General features: G+C 54.4%; 18 protein-coding genes, 1 tRNA gene and 1 other RNA gene. 11 read left to right on the forward strand and 9 right to left on the reverse strand.

Features of this window, described 5'->3' with window-relative positions; genetic code table 11:
* Positions 1-44: 44 nt before the first annotated feature.
* Complete coding sequence (locus tag TW80_RS08105; protein ID WP_045997106.1) at positions 45-560, reverse strand: c-type cytochrome; 516 nt, start codon at positions 558-560, stop codon at positions 45-47.
* Positions 561-681: 121 nt separating this feature from the next.
* On the opposite strand from TW80_RS08105, the gene TW80_RS08110 reads away from it, so the two are divergent.
* Positions 682-1,521, forward strand: a complete 840-nt coding sequence (locus tag TW80_RS08110) for a prephenate dehydratase (protein ID WP_045996729.1) — start codon at positions 682-684, stop codon at positions 1,519-1,521.
* A gap of 1 nt (position 1,522) precedes the next feature.
* On the opposite strand, the gene TW80_RS08115 is transcribed toward TW80_RS08110, so the two are convergent.
* Together TW80_RS08115 and nudC are read right to left on the reverse strand one after the other, a co-directional pair.
* Entirely contained in the window at positions 1,523-1,993 is a 471-nt protein-coding gene (locus TW80_RS08115; RefSeq protein WP_045996730.1) for an SRPBCC family protein, read from the reverse strand.
* A gap of 38 nt (positions 1,994-2,031) precedes the next feature.
* Positions 2,032-2,979, reverse strand: a complete 948-nt coding sequence (nudC, locus tag TW80_RS08120; protein ID WP_045996731.1) for an NAD(+) diphosphatase — start codon at positions 2,977-2,979, stop codon at positions 2,032-2,034.
* An 89-nt stretch (positions 2,980-3,068) separates the two neighbouring features.
* On the opposite strand from nudC, the gene TW80_RS08125 reads away from it, so the two are divergent.
* The 3 genes from TW80_RS08125 to rsgA all read left to right on the forward strand — a co-directional run bounded on the left by TW80_RS08125 (position 3,069) and on the right by rsgA (position 6,219).
* A complete protein-coding gene (locus TW80_RS08125) occupies positions 3,069-4,943 on the forward strand; it encodes a bifunctional 2',3'-cyclic-nucleotide 2'-phosphodiesterase/3'-nucleotidase (RefSeq protein ID WP_045996732.1) in 1,875 nt (624 codons plus the stop codon).
* Between the two features lie 37 nt (positions 4,944-4,980).
* Positions 4,981-5,079, forward strand: an RNA gene (gene ffs / locus TW80_RS17785) — signal recognition particle sRNA small type.
* 108 nt (positions 5,080-5,187) lie between these two features.
* Complete coding sequence (rsgA, locus tag TW80_RS08130) at positions 5,188-6,219, forward strand: ribosome small subunit-dependent GTPase A (RefSeq protein WP_045996733.1); 1,032 nt, start codon at positions 5,188-5,190, stop codon at positions 6,217-6,219.
* Here rsgA and TW80_RS08135 read toward each other — a convergent pair.
* Together TW80_RS08135 and TW80_RS08140 are read right to left on the reverse strand one after the other, a co-directional pair.
* The gene (locus TW80_RS08135) at positions 6,216-6,701 is read right to left on the reverse strand and encodes a phosphatase domain-containing protein (protein ID WP_045996734.1); all 486 of its coding nucleotides are present in this window, start codon (positions 6,699-6,701) and stop codon (positions 6,216-6,218) included. The genes rsgA and TW80_RS08135 overlap by 4 nt on opposite strands.
* Positions 6,688-8,187: an ankyrin repeat domain-containing protein gene (locus TW80_RS08140; RefSeq protein WP_045996735.1), complete on the reverse strand. Its 1,500-nt coding sequence runs from the start codon at positions 8,185-8,187 to the stop codon at positions 6,688-6,690. Before TW80_RS08140 ends, TW80_RS08135 begins: the two co-directional genes overlap by 14 nt.
* Before the next feature lie 233 nt (positions 8,188-8,420).
* Here TW80_RS08140 and TW80_RS08145 point away from each other — a divergent pair, with 233 nt between their 5' ends.
* From TW80_RS08145 to recR, 3 genes are all read left to right on the forward strand, one after another.
* Positions 8,421-10,178, forward strand: coding sequence for a DNA polymerase III subunit gamma/tau (locus TW80_RS08145; RefSeq protein WP_045996736.1), 1,758 nt, complete (start codon positions 8,421-8,423; stop codon positions 10,176-10,178).
* Positions 10,179-10,239: 61 nt separating this feature from the next.
* Positions 10,240-10,584 carry a YbaB/EbfC family nucleoid-associated protein gene (locus tag TW80_RS08150; protein WP_045996737.1) on the forward strand — a complete coding sequence of 115 codons (345 nt, stop codon included), beginning with the start codon at positions 10,240-10,242 and terminating at the stop codon, positions 10,582-10,584.
* 72 nt (positions 10,585-10,656) lie between these two features.
* On the forward strand, positions 10,657-11,250 hold the full coding sequence (recR, locus tag TW80_RS08155) for a recombination mediator RecR (protein WP_045996738.1): 594 nt from the start codon (positions 10,657-10,659) through the stop codon (positions 11,248-11,250).
* On the opposite strand, the gene TW80_RS08160 is transcribed toward recR, so the two are convergent.
* Positions 11,247-12,146, reverse strand: a complete 900-nt coding sequence (locus tag TW80_RS08160) for a LysR family transcriptional regulator (RefSeq protein ID WP_045996739.1) — start codon at positions 12,144-12,146, stop codon at positions 11,247-11,249. The genes recR and TW80_RS08160 overlap by 4 nt on opposite strands.
* Positions 12,147-12,240: 94 nt before the next feature.
* Here TW80_RS08160 and TW80_RS08165 point away from each other — a divergent pair, with 94 nt between their 5' ends.
* Positions 12,241-12,864: a class I SAM-dependent methyltransferase gene (locus tag TW80_RS08165; protein WP_045996740.1), complete on the forward strand. Its 624-nt coding sequence runs from the start codon at positions 12,241-12,243 to the stop codon at positions 12,862-12,864.
* 34 nt (positions 12,865-12,898) lie between these two features.
* Here the strand turns inward: TW80_RS08165 and TW80_RS08170 are convergent, their stop codons facing one another.
* Positions 12,899-13,657, reverse strand: a complete 759-nt coding sequence (locus tag TW80_RS08170) for a DUF1013 domain-containing protein (protein ID WP_045996741.1) — start codon at positions 13,655-13,657, stop codon at positions 12,899-12,901.
* 136 nt (positions 13,658-13,793) lie between these two features.
* Between TW80_RS08170 and TW80_RS08175 the strand changes: the two genes are divergently transcribed.
* On the forward strand, positions 13,794-14,423 hold the full coding sequence (locus TW80_RS08175; RefSeq protein ID WP_045996742.1) for a ribonuclease T2 family protein: 630 nt from the start codon (positions 13,794-13,796) through the stop codon (positions 14,421-14,423).
* 55 nt (positions 14,424-14,478) lie between these two features.
* Here the strand turns inward: TW80_RS08175 and TW80_RS08180 are convergent, their stop codons facing one another.
* The gene (locus TW80_RS08180) at positions 14,479-14,790 is read right to left on the reverse strand and encodes a hypothetical protein (RefSeq protein ID WP_045996743.1); all 312 of its coding nucleotides are present in this window, start codon (positions 14,788-14,790) and stop codon (positions 14,479-14,481) included.
* A 143-nt stretch (positions 14,791-14,933) separates the two neighbouring features.
* Positions 14,934-15,713: an alpha/beta hydrolase gene (locus TW80_RS08185; protein ID WP_045996744.1), complete on the reverse strand. Its 780-nt coding sequence runs from the start codon at positions 15,711-15,713 to the stop codon at positions 14,934-14,936.
* 62 nt (positions 15,714-15,775) lie between these two features.
* On the opposite strand from TW80_RS08185, the gene TW80_RS08190 reads away from it, so the two are divergent.
* Both TW80_RS08190 and TW80_RS08195 read left to right on the forward strand, forming a co-directional pair.
* Entirely contained in the window at positions 15,776-17,254 is a 1,479-nt protein-coding gene (locus TW80_RS08190) for an NAD-dependent succinate-semialdehyde dehydrogenase (RefSeq protein ID WP_045996745.1), read from the forward strand.
* A 351-nt stretch (positions 17,255-17,605) separates the two neighbouring features.
* Positions 17,606-17,695, forward strand: a tRNA-Ser gene (locus tag TW80_RS08195).
* Positions 17,696-18,012 lie beyond the last annotated feature (317 nt).

Below are 18,012 nucleotides of genomic sequence, written 5' to 3' on the forward strand. Positions count from 1 at the left end.
CCGCCCAAAATTGGGCGGCCTTTGAAATAATCACAAAGTTGGGATTAGTCGTCGAGACTATCCAGATAAGCAATCAAGTTTGCGCGATCTTCGATCTTGCGCATCCCGTTGTAGCCCATCGCAGTGCCCGGTGCGTAGCCTTTTGGATTTTCCAAGAAACCGTTCAGGTGATCTGCGTCCCAAACATCAGCAACCGCAACCAATGCGCCAGAGTAGTTAAAGCCATCTTCGCTACCTACCGTACGGCCAACGATACCATAGAGAGATGGACCTGTTGAATTCACGCCCGGCTCGAGTGAGTGACAAGAACGGCAGTTCCGCCACAGACCTTCACCGTCTGCTGCGCTTGCCGTTGCCATGATTTCGCTGAAATCGACTTCTTCGACCACTTCGCCAGCGTCATCTGCACTTGCGACCTCAATCACGTAGGCCTGTGCATGGTCGCCGTGACCGCCGCCGCCTGCATAAATGATATCGCCGGCCCAACCGCCCAGCAAGAAAACGAGAAACGTGCCACACAGGCCGCCTACTACTTTGGTCATAGTCATTGTGTCGAACATGTCGCGTTCCATTCAGTTCACAGTTTTGAGGGTATGTATCCGCTTCCCATACCCGGTTGCAAGGTATACTGCCGCGACCAATCGCCCATTTTTCACGGGTGCCGTTCGGAGGGCACGCAATATGACGCAAAAAATCGCATTCCAAGGAGAGCTTGGCGCATACGGTCACGAAGCATGTGCAACCGCCCGCCCAGATTTTGCCCCCCTGCCCTGCCGGACATTCGAAGACGCGATCGAGGCCGTGCGCAATGGCGACGCCGATCTGGGTATGATTGCCGTCGAGAATTCGACATATGGCCGGGTGGCCGATGTGCACTCTCTTTTGCCCGAAAGCGGCTTACACATCGTTGACGAAACCTTTGTCCGCGTGCACGTCAATTTGCTGGGCAAACCCGATGCGACAGTTGGCGATATTACAGACGCCTTTGGGCACCCGGTGATTTTGCCACAATGCGCCGGTTTCTTGCGGGACCATGGAATTCATGGGCATTCAAGCACCGATAACGCACGTGCGGCGCGCGAAGTCTCTGAAGGCAAAGACAAAACCCAAGCGGCACTAGCCTCTGAACTAGCTGCCGAGATCTATGGTCTCAAGGTTCTGGCGCGCCATATCGAAGATCATGATCGCAACACCACCCGCTTTTTGATCATGGCGCGTGACCCCGATTACCGCAAACGCGGTGAGCACGGCATGATGACCAGCTTTGTATTTCGGGTGCGGAACATTCCTGCCGCGCTTTATAAGGCGATGGGCGGATTCGCGACCAATGGAATCAACATGACCAAGCTAGAAAGCTATATGGTTGGTGGCCACTTTACCGCGACGCAGTTTTACGCCGAAATCGAAGGGCACCCGGACGACAGGAACGTTCAACTCGCGCTCGAAGAACTCAATTACTTTACCGACAAGCTGCATGTCATGGGGGTCTACCCTGCTGCTGCGCGACGGCACGAAAAGTAATTCACCCGCCTTTGCGGTAGCGGTCTTCGATATCTTCGGCGAATTCCACGACACGTGCGCGGAATCGTTTGTTCAGCTTGGTCTTGGCCAACTTCATGGATTCAAGAACCAGCCGCGCAGTAAATGACTTTGACCGTAGTTCGACACCCACCAAGATACGCGTACGCGTGGGCGAAAGCGGAACAAGTTCGACATTCGTGCGAATCGTCATACCGTCCGAGGCCCCCGCAACGCTGTAGCCGACGGGCGATTCGATTTCTTCTAGCGTCGCGTCGAGTTTGCGATTACGGCCACGAAACTTGAATGCGATCTTCCATTGGGTGCCGACATCTGGCGTTCCCCCATTCTGGTCAACACGCGAAACCTGCGCCCCGTGGCGTAGGGCACGGCGCTCAAACGAGGCAAAATCGCTCACTTGACTGAACACGTAGTCAGCCGGAGCTTCGATATCCTCGCGCGTGCTAAATTTCATTTTGTTGATCCTTTGGGAACCGTCCTAGCGCTTATTGGTTAATCAAGTCGGTCTGCCAACCAGTTTTCTAATAAAAAACGTGCAATCGCACCTTTTCGGGCCGGAAGAATGTCAGGATGATGGCCTGTGAATGACAATGCTATCTCTTCCCGTGTGACCCAGCGCGCGTCTTCAATTTCGGCGGGATCAATGGTGATTTCCTCGCTGGTTGCTTCGCCTGCGCAGCCAGACATCAAAGACGACGGGAATGGCCAAGGCTGGCTGGCCAAATAGCGCACAGGCCCGACTTGAATACCTGCTTCTTCTAGAACTTCGCGACGTACGGCGGCTTCGATCGTTTCTCCGGGTTCCACAAAACCTGCCAGCAAGGAATACATACCGTCGGGCCAGCCGGGGGAACGCCCCATCAAAACCGCATTGCCACGTGTGATCAGCATAATCACCACCGGGTCCGTGCGCGGAAAATGATGGCCGCCGCAGCTTGGGCAATCGCGCTGCCACCCGCCCATGGCAAATTCGCTTTCGTTTCCGCATAGCGCACAAAACCGATGCGAACGATGCCAGCCAAAGACTGCGCGCGCGGTCGCCGCCAATTCCGCGTCTCGCGCAGAAAGGCTGCTCATCACTGTACGCAATTCCACAAAGGCGGCGTCTGATGGCATGGCGGGATGGTGCTGCTCGGATGCATCGGCAAAGCTGTTTAAGGCTTCTGCATCAACATCCTTCGGCGTCCACGACGACAAATCCGCTGCGAATACAGGTCCCTCATCAAGTCCTAGAAAGATCAAACCTCGAGACGCATCCTGAAGAACCGGGTGATCATAGGGAACACGCACCAAAGTTCCGGCCTGCAACATCGGTTTGCCACGCCACAACAAGAGAACCTGAGTTGCCGAATCTGTTAATAAATCTGGGGCCTTGGCGCGCAAATGTGCCGCCCGATCTAGCCCAGAACCACCAAAAGTTACTGTTTCTGCAATTTTCATAGGACCGAAATGGCACGGTCGCGAGAGAAGTTCAATTTATTCTGCAAAAGGGCGCTGGTGCCTGCCGAAACACTGCCTATAGTTGCAGTATGAATACCGAACTTGTTGCGTTTCACCAAAGCAAAGATAGGAACGTCATCCCGACGGGGCACCTACGTATTTTGGAAACAACGGATTTGCATATGCAAATCTTGGACTACGACTATTTTGCCGATCATCCTGACAGATCGACTGGTCTGGTGAACCTTGCCGATACAATTGCAGAACTACGATCAGACAGCAACTTTACGACTTTGCTGCTCGACAACGGCGATTTTCTTCAGGGTAATCCGTTGGCCGATTACGTCGCTAGCCACGGGCAAGATGGTCAGCCACACCCAATGATCGCGGCAATGAACCTGCTTGGTTACGATGCCATTGGTTTGGGTAATCATGAATTTGATTATGGCGTGGATTTCTTGCTCCAAACCTTATCGGATGCGCAGTTCCCGGTCACATGTGCCAACTTTCGACTGACTGATGGACGCGCGTTATCCCGGCCATATGCTATTCTAGACAGGAGAATTGAGTGCGACGACGGTATCACGCGCCCGATTAAGATCGGTGTCATCGGCTTTCTTCCGCCACAAGTTTCTGAATGGAATCCTGAGAAACTCGACGGCGTTGTTCAGGTCGACGACATTGTATCAACTGCGCTGACCAATATCCCAAATCTAAAGGCCGAAGGAGCCGATATTATCGTTGCCCTCTGTCATTCTGGAATTGGCGGGCAAGATCATGTCAATGGGATGGAAAACGCAGCTATTCCGCTCGCATCAATCGATAATATTGATGTGGTACTGGCAGGGCACACCCACGAACTGTTCCCTGATCCGATGCGCGACAGTTCAGAAGTCGTCGATCCCGTTTTGGGTACATTACACGGAAAACCGACCGTTATGCCCGGTTTTTACGGTAACCAGCTTGGGATTGTTGATCTCAAATTACGATGGGATCACGGTAAATGGCAGGTAGGTTGCCACCAATCACGCCTCGTCGCGGGCAAGTCTGCCCAACCGGCGGGTAGCACGCTGTCGCAAAAGCTACGTAAAGAGGTGGGTGCAGCCCATAGCGCAACGCTAAGCCATATCCGCAAACCCATCGCCTCAACCCGAAAACGCATCCACAGTTACTTTACGACCGTTGGACCAGACCTAAGCCAGCGTATTCTCGCCCGTGCACAGCGTGAATTCATCGAAACCGCCCTGATGGGGACGCCCGCCGCAAGTTATCCGCTTTTGACTGCAACGGCGCCCTATCTGTTTGGCGGTCGTGCTGGCCCTGGTCACTATATCGACATCCCCGCAGGTCCAATCGCGCTGCGCGATGCTGCTGCGATGTTTCCTTTTGCAGATAATCTATGTGCCGTGCGCCGGACCGGTGCGCAAATTCGTGCGTGGCTTGAACGCAGCGCCGCACATTATCACCAAGTGACAATTGGCGAGCACGAGCAGCCGCTGATCAACCTGCAAAGCCCCGGTTATAACTGTGATGTCATCCATGGGCTTTCCTACGAAATCGACCTAAGCCAACCCGCGATGTTTAGCACCAATGGTGTCTTGCAAGACTCCAACGCCCAACGCATTCGCAATTTGACCTATCAGGCACAGCCGGTGACGGATGACGCTATGTTTATCGTCGCCGCCAATCGCTACCGGATCAACGGTGGTGGAGGGTTCGCGCGCTGTTGCGACGCAGACATCTTGTACGCGAGCCAAGATTCGCTGCGTGAAATATTGATCGGTTCGTTGCGCAAGCAACCCTGCATTGATGACTTGCCAGACCGGACTTGGCGGTTTCGCAATCTGCCAAAAACTTCGGCCACCTTTCTATCTGCCCCTGCCGCGCGCGATCTTATGCCCGAACAGGTCAGCTATATTGGGCCAGCAGAAAACGGATTTGACCGCTATCGTTTTGCATTCTGACGCTTGCGTTGCGGTGTTCGCAACACTATATGACCCCTGAGAGGTTGGCGCGGGCAAGTGCCTCGCCAACCTGGTCAGGTCCGGAAGGAAGCAGCCACAACGAGCCCCACTTGGGTCGATGTCCAACCTCTCACCTTTCCTAAAATGATTGTGCAGGCGTGAAACCCACGCAAAATCGCTTTCCTCTGCACGGCGAGGTCGGTAGTGTCAGCCGCGGCCATCATCCTTTGGCGGAGACAATCCATTGACACAGCTCACACGCGACGATCTTGGCTGGTCGCAGTTCTTTTTCGCGCAGCTCGACGCCGAAGACCTAAACAGTCAGATCCCTGCCCGCATTGCAAATGTGCACCGTGATCGCGTCGTTGGATTATCAGAGCAAGGTTCGCTTGAGCTCACGCTTGATCCCGGGATTACGACCGCAGCAGTTGCCGTGGGGGATTGGGTCCTCACCATCCCCAAACAACATCGGGTTACGCGCGTTTTGGACCGCAAAACCGAACTGTCGCGTGGCACAGAATTCCACAGCGGCGAGAAACAATTGATCGCCGCGAACATTGATACGCTCTTTATCACCACATCATGCAACGACGATTTCAACGTCGCCCGGCTAGAGAGATATCTAGCCCTTGCGCATGATGCGCTGATTACGCCGGTCATCTTGATTACCAAAGCCGATGAATGCGACGACCCTGACCGCTATATTGGCCAAGCATCTGCATTGGGGCGTGACCTGATGGTTGTCGCTGTCAACGCAAAATCCGACGATATGGCCGCAGTCTTATCGCCATGGTGTGGACCGGGCGAAACCGTTGCGTTGACTGGTTCGTCTGGCGTTGGGAAAACCACCATCGCGAATAAGCTTACGGGTGGAAACGCTCTTACCCAAGACATTCGCCAAGACGATGCACGCGGTCGGCACACCACCACAGGTCGTTCGCTGCACGCAATCCCAACAGGTGGTTGGCTTATTGATACACCGGGCATGCGGGGGCTTGGCCTTGCCGAAGTCGCCTATGGAATTGACGCAACTTTCCCTGAGATTTCCGAACTTGCCTCGCAATGCAAATTCCGTGATTGCGCCCACGAAAGCGAACCGGGTTGCAAGGTCCAAGCCGCTATTCAAGCGGGTGAAATCGATCCCGAACGGCTGCGTCGGTTTAACAAGCTGAAACGTGAAAACACGCAAGCAACCGAAACGATTGCGCAAGCGCGGGACCGCTCCAAGAAACTCAGCAAACGTATCAAGAGCGCGACCAAAAAGAAAAAGCGTTAGCCCGCATCTTGCATTGCCCAGCGCATTTGGTCTGCTGTCTCAACCGCGCAGGGCCGAATGCTGCGCAACCTTTTCAGCGCGTTGTTCGGTGCTTCGCCACCGGCAATCATTAGACGTAGTGCCAGCATTCCCGATCGGCCGCATCCTCCACGGCAGTGCACAAGCACATGTTCAGCATTTTCCAAACGGCCCAAAACGTTTTCGCGTAGCGTAGACCAATCAAGCGTATCGGGGGTCGAAAAATCAGGAACTGGCAAGTGCAGCCAGTCGATCCCCATCTGTACCAGATCTGTTCGCATGTTCGCGGTGCCCAATGCCTGCAATTCATCCACGGTGGTCATTGTGATGACCAACCGCGCACCCCATTCAGCGATCTGAGAAATATCCGTCGCAAAGTCACCGTTCGCGCCCGGTGCCGGGGCAATGGCCAAACAGCCACCGCCCAACGGGATCTTATGCAACGCAAAATCACCCAAGCCCATCACCGACAACTTGGCCCGGATGCGCCTCGGCCCAATCCCCAAGAAAAGACGCAACCTCTGGGTTTCCGGCAAATTTGATCGCGCGGCGCGGCAGGGCAACGCCATGTTCTAGAACGATTTTCAGACAACCAAGATGGTCACGTGTCGACCGTTCCGGGCAATTTTCCGAGCCATGAATAATTGTCCCCAGCAAGGTTCCACCAAAGCCATTCACATAGCTTAGGTCAGGCCCCAGCTTGAGAAAGTATTCCAAGACATCCACCAAACCATTCCACCCGGCATGCTGCACAGGTGGCACGCCTTGCTGGTCTGGTACATCCCACGGCATACCCGCATCAACCAAAGCACGGATATGATCCATCCGCCCCTGAATTGGAACCAATTCATGTAGCAGGAATTTATAGGCACCGCGCAATTGCGCTGGATCAATCCAGCGCCCTTTGGTGGCCACACCGTTCACGCAGTCGGACAATATCTGCTCGACCTCGGACAATGCTGTAGCGGCCCCCGATTGCGCTAGCGCCTCTGCCAAATCCTCATTTCCAAACACCTTTGCCGCGGCATAAGGGCTGGTCCCCATCACGGGCGTTTGCGTGTCCGCGCCAGCCCCAAGCAACAACGAAATGACCGCTGGCGGAGACTGACGGCATGCTGCATGAAATAACGCGGACATTCCATCGTCCGGCTTGGCACCCGCGTCCAGCAAAAGCTTGATAGCTTGCGCATCGTGAAAATCCATCGCGCGAAATAACGCATTTGTCCCGACCGGGTTCGCGCCATACTCAAGCAACAAACGCAATCCGTCGTGATGGCCGAGTTCCGTCGCATGATAGAGGCTTTCGCCATCATCCGGGTTTGCACCATGCGCCAAAAGCCAACGCGCCAATGGCATATTCCCCGCAAAACCCAGCGCCCCATAAAGCGCTGATAATGTTTCTGCTCCGTCTCGCTGCGCGGAATAGCTGTCGTTCACGTCGGCACCCGCACGAAGCAAAGTGTCCGCGATGGCGATCATTTGGTCTTCTTTGCCCGGCCAAACCGACAGCATCCGCGAATACGCAAGATGCAGCATGGGGCGACGCCCCTGTATGGATTTGGTCGCGCGCTCTGGACTGCGGGCAATCACCCTTGCGACGGCCTCTGCGTCATAAAGTGCGATCTGCAACGCCAGATCGTCACCCGCCAGATCCGGTGTCTCGTCCAATAGCTGCAACACCAAATTGGTTTGCCCATGTGCGACCGCACTACGCAGGCGCTGCTGTTTTGCAACGCGATCTAACCCATGCAACTCAACCGAGGCCTTTAGCTCCGGCCAGCGTGTAAAGCCATTCTCGCGGGCGATGACATGCAAAAAATCGGCACGTTTACGCGGTTCATCACGCAGTCGAACCATTTGAATACGTTGCCGCGCGTTGGCATCGCCAGATTGATAAAGACGTTGAAGAATTTTGGCCTGCTGTCGCAGCCCTGCTAAAGGATCTGTCATTGGCTTCCTCACCAGATCGGCCCGCAGGTTCGCTTATTCGGGCAAATGAGAAAAACCACAGATATGGGTCATTCAGTTTAGCTTCAGGTGCTCAATGCTTTCCGCGAACCATGGGTGCCGCCTGATACCGACACGCAAATGATAGACCTACCGCCGACGCCAGTCAAACAGGTGGACGTTGGCGGCCTGCCCCCTTAGGCTGGCGCGTGAAAGAATCCACGCTAAAGGCCGATATGACCGACACACCCGCCTATCAAGTGCTCGCACGTAAGTACCGGCCTGAAACCTTTGCAGATCTTGTCGGCCAAGATGCCATGGTCCGCACGCTCAAGAACGCATTCGAAGCAGATCGGATCGCGCAGGCGTTTATCATGACGGGTATTCGCGGGACCGGCAAAACCACTACGGCGCGGATTATTGCCAAGGGCATGAACTGCATCGGTCCAGACGGCAATGGCGGACCAACAACGGACCCCTGCGGCGAATGCGAACACTGCACCGCCATTATGGAGGGACGCCACGTCGATGTGATGGAAATGGACGCCGCATCTCGAACAGGTGTTGGTGACATCCGTGAAATCATCGACAGCGTGCACTATCGCGCGGCCTCGGCCCGTTTTAAAATCTACATCATCGACGAAGTTCACATGCTGTCTAAGAACGCGTTTAACGCGCTACTAAAGACGCTTGAAGAACCGCCCGCGCATGTCAAATTTATCTTTGCGACAACCGAAATCCGGCAGGTTCCTGTCACCGTCTTGTCGCGCTGTCAGCGCTTTGATCTGCGCCGAATTGAACCGGAAATCATGATCGTCCTCTTGCGCAAAATCGCCACAGGCGAAAACGCAGAGATTAGTGATGATGCGCTCGCATTGATTACCCGCGCGGCCGAAGGGTCAGCACGCGATGCGACGTCTCTCTTGGATCAGGCCATTTCCCATGGGGCGGGTGAAACCACGGCCGATCAGGTCCGCGCCATGCTGGGCCTTGCAGATCGCGGACGCGTTCTTGACCTGTTCGATCTGATCATGCGCGGTCAAGCTGCCGAAGCACTAACCGAATTGTCGGCCCAATATGCAGACGGCGCTGACCCGATGGCTGTGCTACGCGACCTCGCCGAGGTATGCCATTGGGTGAGCGTGATCAAAATCACCCCCGAAGCCGCCGAAGACCCAACCATAAGTCCCGACGAACGGACACGCGGTCAAGCCATGGCGGCTGACCTTCCCATGCGCGTGATGTCGCGGATGTGGCAAATGCTGCTCAAGGCCTTGGAAGAGGTCGCAATGGCACCAAACGCAATGATGGCCGCGGAAATGGCTGTGATCAGACTCACCCATGTGGCTGATTTACCAACACCCGATGAGCTGGTGCGCAAGTTGCAAAATGCAACGCCACCGCCAAATGGGGGTCCATCCGGTGGACGGCCAGCGCCTGCGACGAACGCTGGCGCGACAAATGCGATGGCTTCAACACCTGCGCCAACCCACAGTGGACCAACTGGGCCTTCGGCGTCTGGGGCACAAACGGCAGTCGCCCTGGCCAGTGATGCCTTGCAACACTATGCGCGGTTTACAGATGTTGTTGAACTGATCCGCCGTCACCGCGACGTCAAGCTCTTGGTCGAAGTTGAAACAGGGCTTAGGCTCGTCAGTTATCAACCGGGCAGAATTGAGGTCCACCCCACAGCCGACGCCGCACCTGATCTGGTTGGCCGTTTGGGATCACGCTTGCAGGCATGGTCAGGCAATCGTTGGGTAATCACCGTGCGCAACGAAGGTGGCGAACCCACAATTGCCGAGGTCCGCGACGCCGCTGAAAACGCTATTAAACAAGAGGCACTGGCGCATCCACTGGTACAGGCCGTCATCAGCGCCTTTCCCAAGGCTCGGATCACCGACATCCGCACAGAGGCAGACAAGGCCCAAGACGCGCTCGAAGATGCGCTTCCCGAAGTTGATGACGAATGGGACCCATTCGACGAAGACTAGAATGCGTTGCCAATCGGTGGGGATGGCCCTATCTGATGCCCAACGAGACAGGAGATTGAACATGCTCAAAGGACTAGGCGGTCTTGGTGATATGGCCAAGATGATGAAACAAGCCCAAGAAATGCAGGGCAAAGTGACACAAATGCAAGCCGATCTTGAAAATGTGCTTGTTGAAGGCGTGAGCGGCGCGGGCTTGGTCAAAGCCACCGCGACAGCCAAGGGCGAGTTGAAAGCGCTGGATATTGATCCTTCCATCTTTAACGGCGACGAAAAAGAAGTTGTCGAAGACCTCATTCTCGCGGCAATCAAAGATGCGCAATCCAAAGCCGCAGAACGCAGCCAGCAGGAAATGGCAAAAATGGCCGAGGAAATGGGGCTGCCCGCAGGAATGAACCTGCCATTCTAATCCACCCTGAATTTAGCTAAATTCAGGGACAGAACAAATTTAGCTAAATTTGTTCGCTACACCGGGAACGCAATGACAAACGGCACTGAAGATCTCGACCATCTGATCGCGCTTATGGCCAAGCTTCCCGGTCTTGGCCCACGCTCTGCACGTCGGGCCGTTCTACATCTGATTAAGAAACGTAGCCTTGTCCTGTTGCCTCTAGCCGACGCCATGCACCGCGTTGGCGCGACTGTCCGCGAATGCCTGAACTGCGGCAACATATGCACTTCGGACATTTGCGATATTTGCCAATCGGAAAAGCGCGCAAATGGGCAGATCGCCGTAGTCGAGGACGTGGCCGACCTTTGGGCGATGGAACGCGCCAAAGTATTCCAAGGCCGCTATCATGTCTTGGGCGGCACATTATCGGCGCTCGACGCCATCGGCCCAGAAGAATTGCGCATTCCGCAATTGATGGACCGTGTCAAAACCGAAGAGGTAACAGAGGTGATCATCGCCCTAGGCGCGACGATTGATGGGCAAACAACAGCACATTACATCGCGGATCAACTCCCGACGGTACAGGTTACGTCACTGGCGCAGGGCGTCCCCGTTGGTGGGGAGTTGGACTATCTGGATGATGGAACAATCACTGCTGCACTGAATGCCCGCAAGGCGCTCTAGCCGAAACGTAGCCTTGTCAGCGCCTCGGCCAACGCATCGTAAACAACGCGAATTTTGCGGCTTGTGTGTAATTCACGATGCGCAACGAGCCAGATCGGAAAGGTAAAGGGCTCGAGCGCAGGCAACACGCGTTCAACACCCGCCGTATTTTGCCAAATACCGGTGGGCATGGTGCAGATCCCGAGCCCCACGCGCATCATTTCCCACATCACCACGCCATTTTCCGTTTGATATGAAAACTGTTCATCCCGCACCCGAACCCCATAGCGTTCATAGAACCCGCGCATATCGTCCAAATCCGTCGCACCGATAAAGCGGTGCGCGCCCAGGTCATGCACGCTTTGCGGTCGGCCCATCAAATCCAAATAGCTGGTCGCAGCAAAGAACCCAGCCTCAAACGTACCAATCAACCGAGCGACCAAATCTGGTTGTTCAGGGCGCACATGTCGTATCGCGATATCAGCATCACGGCGCGCGAGATTTTCGACCTGACTGCTCGCGATGACAGTGATGTCAATCTGCGGCGCAATCCGGCGCAAATCGCGCAAGATCGGAGGCAGGTAGGCTGCTGCAAAAATATCGGCGGCGGTAATGGATACGCGCCCCGATACCGCCTGTGATTGCCCAGCAGCCACCATCGAAACCCGACTTGCAGCCTCGGCCATGTCTTGGACATGTGCCAGCAATTCTTGCCCGGCGTCAGTGATCCGGAGCGTCTTACCCAGCCGCTCAAACAGCGTCACGCCCAATGCCGTCTCGAGCGCGGCAACCTGCCGCCCGACAGTTGGCTGCGTGGTCCCCAATGCACGCGCCGCCGCGCTAAGCGACCCCTCTTCGGCCGTCGCGAGGAATGCACGGATTTGGTTCCAATCAAATGAGACAGCCTGCCAATTCATACAAATATGTATAATGATAAGGCAAAATTCGGCAATTTATATATTTCTACGTATGGATATTCTGAGCGCATTCACATCAACTAGGAATTCCCCCATGTCAGCCGCAAATTCATTTTGGGACAAGACCGCACAAAAATATGCAGCTTCGCCCGTCGCAAATATCCCTGTCTACGAAACCACGTTAGAACGCACACAAAGCTACCTTACAAAAAACGACCACCTGCTCGAGATCGGGTGTGGCACAGGCAGCACCGCGATGAGGCTTGCCCCATATGTCGCAAACTATACGGCAACCGATTTTTCCGGAGAGATGATCAAAATAGCCGAAGAAAAGCTCTCCAAAGCACCGCAGGGCAACCTTCGTTTCTTACAAGTCGCTGCTGAAACACCGTTGGCCGATGCGCCGTTTGATGCGATTTGCGCCTTTAGTATCTTGCATCTCGTCAACGACCTGCCCGGCACGCTATCGCAAATCTATGGACAGTTACGCCCCGGTGGTTACGTCATTTCAAAGACAGCATGCCTGCGCGATATGGGATGGTATCTGCCGCCAATCATACGAATGATGCAACTGGTGGGTAAGGCACCGCATGTTGGTATTTTCTCGGCAACAGAGCTATCTACGGCATTCGAACGTGCGGGTTTTGAAATTGTCGAAACCGACCGTTTCGGTCTAAAGCGTGGCCCCTATTTTATCGTCGCGCGCCGACCCGCATAAGCAAAACGCCACCCCGTGGGGTGGCGTCATCATCTTAGTTTTCTTCGTTATCGTCTGGCAGATTAAAGAAGCTATCCGCATCGGCAAAATTCGCATCACGATCTTCGCCCTCGCCGTCTTCTTCTTCGTCACGCGGGTCAGATAGGCTGAATGTCTCAAGGCCAGAAATGGCCGCAGGGATCTTTGGCTCTGGCTCCATGCCCAAGGATTGCTCGGTGCTAACCAGTTTACGGCGCTCGTCATCTGACATTGCGCCACCTTCTGCAGCTTTCTTTGCGTTGGCTTTTTGCACAGCGGCGTCAAGCTCGGACTGTTTACACAGGCCCAGCGCAACCGGATCAATCGGTTCGATATTGCTGATGTTCCAGTGAGTGCGCTCACGGATCGCCTGAATTGTCGGTTTGGTCGTACCGACCAGCTTGCTGATCTGCGCGTCTGATAGCTCTGGGTGGAACTTTACCAGCCAAAAGATTGACGCGGGACGGTCCTGACGTTTCGACAGCGGCGTGTAACGTGGACCGCGACGCTTTTGTTCACCAGCAGAAGCTGGGTTAAACAGCAGCTTGAGTTTGTGCAGTGGGTTTGCTTCGGCTTTGTCGATCTCTTCTTGCGTCAATTGCTTGTTTGCAATCGGATCGAACCCTTTTACGCCAACGGCCACATCGCCATCAGCAATACCCTGCACCTCTAGTTCATGCAGGCCGCAAAAATCAGCGATCTGCTTAAAGGTGATGGTGGTATTGTCGCAGAGCCAAACAGCGGTGGCTTTGGCCATAATCGGTGTATCGGACATCTTTCGTCTCCATCGAAATTTCAGACAAGCTTCGCCTGCGCCCTTAAACTGGGCAGACTGACGGATCAGTCGGGTTCGCATTGTCGGGGAACTTGAACCCTATATAGTAAGGAAAACGACTTTAGGAAAGATCAAAATGCGACGGCTGTTTGCCCTGATGATGTTGATGACCTCGCCCGCCTATGCTGACGGTACAGCCGGAGAGTTCGATTACTATGTATTATCCCTCTCGTGGTCGGCCAATTGGTGTGCCCTCGAAGGGGATGCGCGCAATTCACCACAATGTGACGAAGCAGAAGATTTTGGATGGATACTCCACGGGCTTTGGCCACAATACGAACGCGGCTATCCATCGTTTTGCCATACACCGCATCGCGCCCCAAGCCGTCGTCAAACCGGCGAAATGGCTGATATTATGGGCACGTCAGGCCTCGCATGGCATCAATGGCGTAAACATGGGGTCTGCACGGGGCTTTCCTCAGAGGATTATTATGCATTATCGCGCGAAGCCTACGCACGCGTCACCCGTCCCCCTGTATTTCGGACGATTGACCGCGAGATCACCGTGCCTGCCAGCGTAATCGAAGAAGCGTTCCTCAAGGACAATTCAGCACTCTCTGCCGATCAAATCACGATCACATGCAAATCTAGCTATATCCAAGAAGCACGGATTTGCATGACCCGCGATTTAGAATTCCGCGACTGCGGGGCGGACGTTATTCGTGATTGCACTATGACAAACGCGCATTTCAGTCCGATGCGATAAATGCAAAAAGGCGCCTGATGGGCGCCTTTCACCACTTATCATTTGAGGTTTTCGGTTAGCGTGTTGGCTCGGGCTCTGCCAACATTGTGCTACCATCCTTGAGCGTGATCATACCACGTTCCTCACGGCAATAAGGTGTGCCGTCACGATGTAGTCGCGGAGACATATACCCTTCGATACCATCATCCACATACCAGTGCTGACACCCATCAGGATCGACCCAAATTGACGCGACACCATCAGGAAGTGGCCCGCCATCAAGCCCGCCGTCAACCGTGGTGCCATCTTTACGTGATGCCTCACATGCAGTTAATGCGCCTGCGATCAAAATAAGGGCCCCGGCCCGTGTAAACTTGCTAGTCTTCATTTCGCCCTCACAACGACATCCACGCGCCAAATCTAACAACGTGAGATTTACAATCAATGAACGCCTACCACGCCAAAACGCGCGTATCTAGTGGTGCAACCACGATTCAAGACTAAATGAAGCGTCAGGCGAAAGCATCGGGGTTACATTTCACCGCATAATATGCGCGACATCTCGCTCCTCGGGTCGGTCATATCGGAGATGACATCAAAATGGTGCTTCCCTCCTTCAACCCTAAGATCAGCGCGCCACGCCTGCGCCAAGTCTTGAGATTGCCCAATAAAAATAGGCCTTTCATCCGCACCAACCCAGATTGTGACCGGACAGGATGGTGCGGCCAAATTCAATGGGCTTTCAACTGCCGCGATATCCGCATCTATCTTTAGATCCTCGTTCATGGACGTACGCATGAGCGGTGACAGATCACATACCGGAGAAATCATAAAGATGCGTGCAACGCGCTTTTGCCAGGCATAAGTTGACCCAAGGGCAGCCAATCGGCCCACCAACTGCCCACCAGCAGAGTGCCCAGCGAGCACTATTGGGCCAGAGATTCGCTCGGCCGCCACAGCAACGGACTGTGCAATTTGCCTACGAATTTCTGGGATCGAACAATGCGGGCACAGATCATAGGATGGGACCGCTACGGCCCACCCGCGCGTCACCGGGCCTGCCGCAAGGTGTGACCAGTAGGATTTATCGAACTGGCGCCAATATCCGCCGTGGACAAAAACCACGAGCCCCTGCGCATTTGACGCTGGCAGGAACAGATCAAACCGATGCCGTTCACCGGGACCATAGGGCAAATCAAGTGTACAATTTCCTAGCGCACGATAGGCCGCGGCCTCTGCAGCCCATCTATCAGGGTATACCATGCCATCTGGAATATATGCCGCATTGGCAAATGCTTCATCTAATTCCATCAATACCTCTTTACGCCGCCCCTACCTCGGGGTCAGATAGCCCCAAACAACGGGAGCCTACCATGCTTGATGAAACTACCAACCTCAAATCCATGCTCGCGCGCCCCGATCTGCTTTGCGAGGCAGCCTACCTATCGGGTGAATGGGTCGCAGCGGCGGGTCGCGCCAGCTTTGATGTAACGAACCCAGCACGCGGAGACGTGATCGCCCAAGTGCCTGATCTAACCCGTGAAGAGGTAAGGGTCGCCATCGCAACCGCTGAACAGGCTCAGAAATCATGGGCTGCGCTTCCTGCCAAAGCGCGCGCGAATGTCTTGCGCAAATGGTTTGATCTAATGATCGCGCACCAAGAAGACCTGGCTATCATCTTGACTGCCGAACAGGGCAAACCACTCGCCGAAGCACGTGGTGAGATTGCTTACGGCGCGTCGTTCATTGAATGGTTCGGCGAAGAGGCAAAACGCGTCTACGGCGAAACCATCCCCGGCCACATGGCGGACAAACGGATCACGGTGATCAAACAACCAATTGGCGTCGCAGCAGGCATCACCCCATGGAATTTCCCCAACGCGATGATCGCGCGCAAAGTGGCCCCTGCTCTTGCCGCTGGCTGCGCCTTTGTAGTGCGCCCTGCATCGCAGACGCCATTGTCTGCGCTTGCCATGGCCAAACTCGCCGAAGAGGCAGGTGTCCCGAAGGGCCTGTTTTCAGTTGTGACGTCAAACGCTGCGGAAGAGATCGGTCAGGAATTTTGCGAAAACCACATCGTGCGCAAGCTCACCTTTACCGGATCGACCCAAGTTGGGCGCATTTTACTGCGTCAGGCGGCGGATCAGGTCATGAAATGCAGCATGGAATTAGGGGGCAATGCACCCTTTATCGTGTTTGACGATGCTGATCTCGACGCCGCCGTCGAAGGAGCCATCGCCTGCAAATTCCGCAACAACGGCCAGACCTGCGTTTGCGCGAACCGGATCTATGTCCAAAAAGGCGTCTACGACGCCTTTGCCGCCAAATTTACAGCTGCGGTCGAGGCCCTGCGCGTCGGTGACGGCCTATCCGACGGCACCACGCTCGGCCCGCTGATTGAACCCAAAGCGATTGATAAAGTGCAAAGCCATCTTGATGATGCGCTCTCCAAAGGAGCCACGGTTCTAACCGGCGGCAAACCCCATGATTTGGGTGGCCTGTTCTTTGAGCCAACGATCATCAGCAACGCGACCAAAGACATGGCCGTCAGCACAGACGAGACCTTTGGCCCCTTCGCACCGCTCTTTATGTTCGAAGACGAAGACGACGTCATCTTTCAGGCGAATGATACCATCTTTGGTCTCGCATCGTATTTCTATGCCAAGGACATCTCGCGCGTGACCAAAGTGGCCGAGGCGCTTGAATACGGGATCGTCGGGGTAAACACAGGCATCATCTCAACCGAGGTTGCGCCATTCGGCGGCGTCAAACAATCAGGCCTAGGTCGCGAAGGGTCTTCACATGGCATCGAAGACTACCTCGAAATGAAATACATCTGCGTTTCAGTATAAAGCTCGACTCAAACAAGGGGTTGAGTGAAAACAAAACCCCTTGTTTGGACAAAATGAGCAGTGTGTGCACATAGCACCACACTTCGGAGACTTGGATATAGATCTAGCCAAGATGACTGTTGCTACGGATTGATGGTTGCTTCCAGATTGTCGAAAGCAGGGCTATAGTAGGATTGTTAGCCGCTCGCCCCCACAGAGCTGCTATGCACCTAGGCACGATGTAGAGAATATTGACCGGACGTTGCCCAAATCCAATTCCATTTTAAGGCATTTATTGCCCAACTGAGAAAATTTCAAAACCGAAGCTTTTCGCCTTGTAACTCCAATGTTTTGTTGGCTATACGCGTCAGCGGAGACGTGGCCGAGTGGTCGAAGGCGCTCCCCTGCTAAGGGAGTAGGCGGGAAACCGTCTCGAGGGTTCGAATCCCTTCGTCTCCGCCACCAAACTGCCCGTATGCTGGGCGTTTATTCACGAATTATTGTATCTTTTCAGTCCTGTAAGGTTTTCTTAACCTTTTGGGGTCAGTCTTTTTCGCATGAATCCCCGCATATAACTCACTGATACAAATACATTATATGGACACAAATCAAACAACATTGACGTCCTTCGTTTCCGCCACTCCCCCCCCCTATCCCGAGCGTAAACTCACGAATTATTGTATTTTTCAGTCTTGTAGATTTTTTAACTTTTTCGGCTCGGCGTTTTCGCAGAAATTCAAACATATCTATGATTTACTGAAGCTCTAGCTGATAGGTTC

It is taken from the genome of Loktanella sp. S4079 (genome assembly GCF_000967725.1).
In the GTDB taxonomy this organism is placed as follows: Bacteria; Pseudomonadota; Alphaproteobacteria; order Rhodobacterales; family Rhodobacteraceae; genus Yoonia.

Bases quoted from the DNA above. Each gene is read 5' to 3' on its own strand.
- recR (WP_045996738.1), top strand. From the start codon at position 10,657: ATGACAAACGGCACTGAAGATCTCGACCATCTGATCGCGCTTATGGCC.
- TW80_RS08175 (WP_045996742.1), top strand. From the start codon at position 13,794: ATGCGACGGCTGTTTGCCCTGATGATGTTGATGACCTCGCCCGCCTAT.
- TW80_RS08170 (WP_045996741.1), bottom strand. From the start codon at position 13,657: ATGTCCGATACACCGATTATGGCCAAAGCCACCGCTGTTTGGCTCTGC.
- nudC (WP_045996731.1), bottom strand. From the start codon at position 2,979: ATGAAAATTGCAGAAACAGTAACTTTTGGTGGTTCTGGGCTAGATCGG.
- TW80_RS08125 (WP_045996732.1), top strand. From the start codon at position 3,069: ATGAATACCGAACTTGTTGCGTTTCACCAAAGCAAAGATAGGAACGTC.
- TW80_RS08185 (WP_045996744.1), bottom strand. From the start codon at position 15,713: ATGGAATTAGATGAAGCATTTGCCAATGCGGCATATATTCCAGATGGC.
- TW80_RS08190 (WP_045996745.1), top strand. From the start codon at position 15,776: ATGCTTGATGAAACTACCAACCTCAAATCCATGCTCGCGCGCCCCGAT.
- TW80_RS08140 (WP_045996735.1), bottom strand. From the start codon at position 8,187: ATGACAGATCCTTTAGCAGGGCTGCGACAGCAGGCCAAAATTCTTCAA.
- TW80_RS08105 (WP_045997106.1), bottom strand. From the start codon at position 560: ATGTTCGACACAATGACTATGACCAAAGTAGTAGGCGGCCTGTGTGGC.
- TW80_RS08135 (WP_045996734.1), bottom strand. From the start codon at position 6,701: ATGGGCTTGGGTGATTTTGCGTTGCATAAGATCCCGTTGGGCGGTGGC.
- TW80_RS08160 (WP_045996739.1), bottom strand. From the start codon at position 12,146: ATGAATTGGCAGGCTGTCTCATTTGATTGGAACCAAATCCGTGCATTC.
- TW80_RS08150 (WP_045996737.1), top strand. From the start codon at position 10,240: ATGCTCAAAGGACTAGGCGGTCTTGGTGATATGGCCAAGATGATGAAA.
- TW80_RS08115 (WP_045996730.1), bottom strand. From the start codon at position 1,993: ATGAAATTTAGCACGCGCGAGGATATCGAAGCTCCGGCTGACTACGTG.
- TW80_RS08145 (WP_045996736.1), top strand. From the start codon at position 8,421: ATGACCGACACACCCGCCTATCAAGTGCTCGCACGTAAGTACCGGCCT.
- TW80_RS08165 (WP_045996740.1), top strand. From the start codon at position 12,241: ATGTCAGCCGCAAATTCATTTTGGGACAAGACCGCACAAAAATATGCA.
- TW80_RS08110 (WP_045996729.1), top strand. From the start codon at position 682: ATGACGCAAAAAATCGCATTCCAAGGAGAGCTTGGCGCATACGGTCAC.
- TW80_RS08180 (WP_045996743.1), bottom strand. From the start codon at position 14,790: ATGAAGACTAGCAAGTTTACACGGGCCGGGGCCCTTATTTTGATCGCA.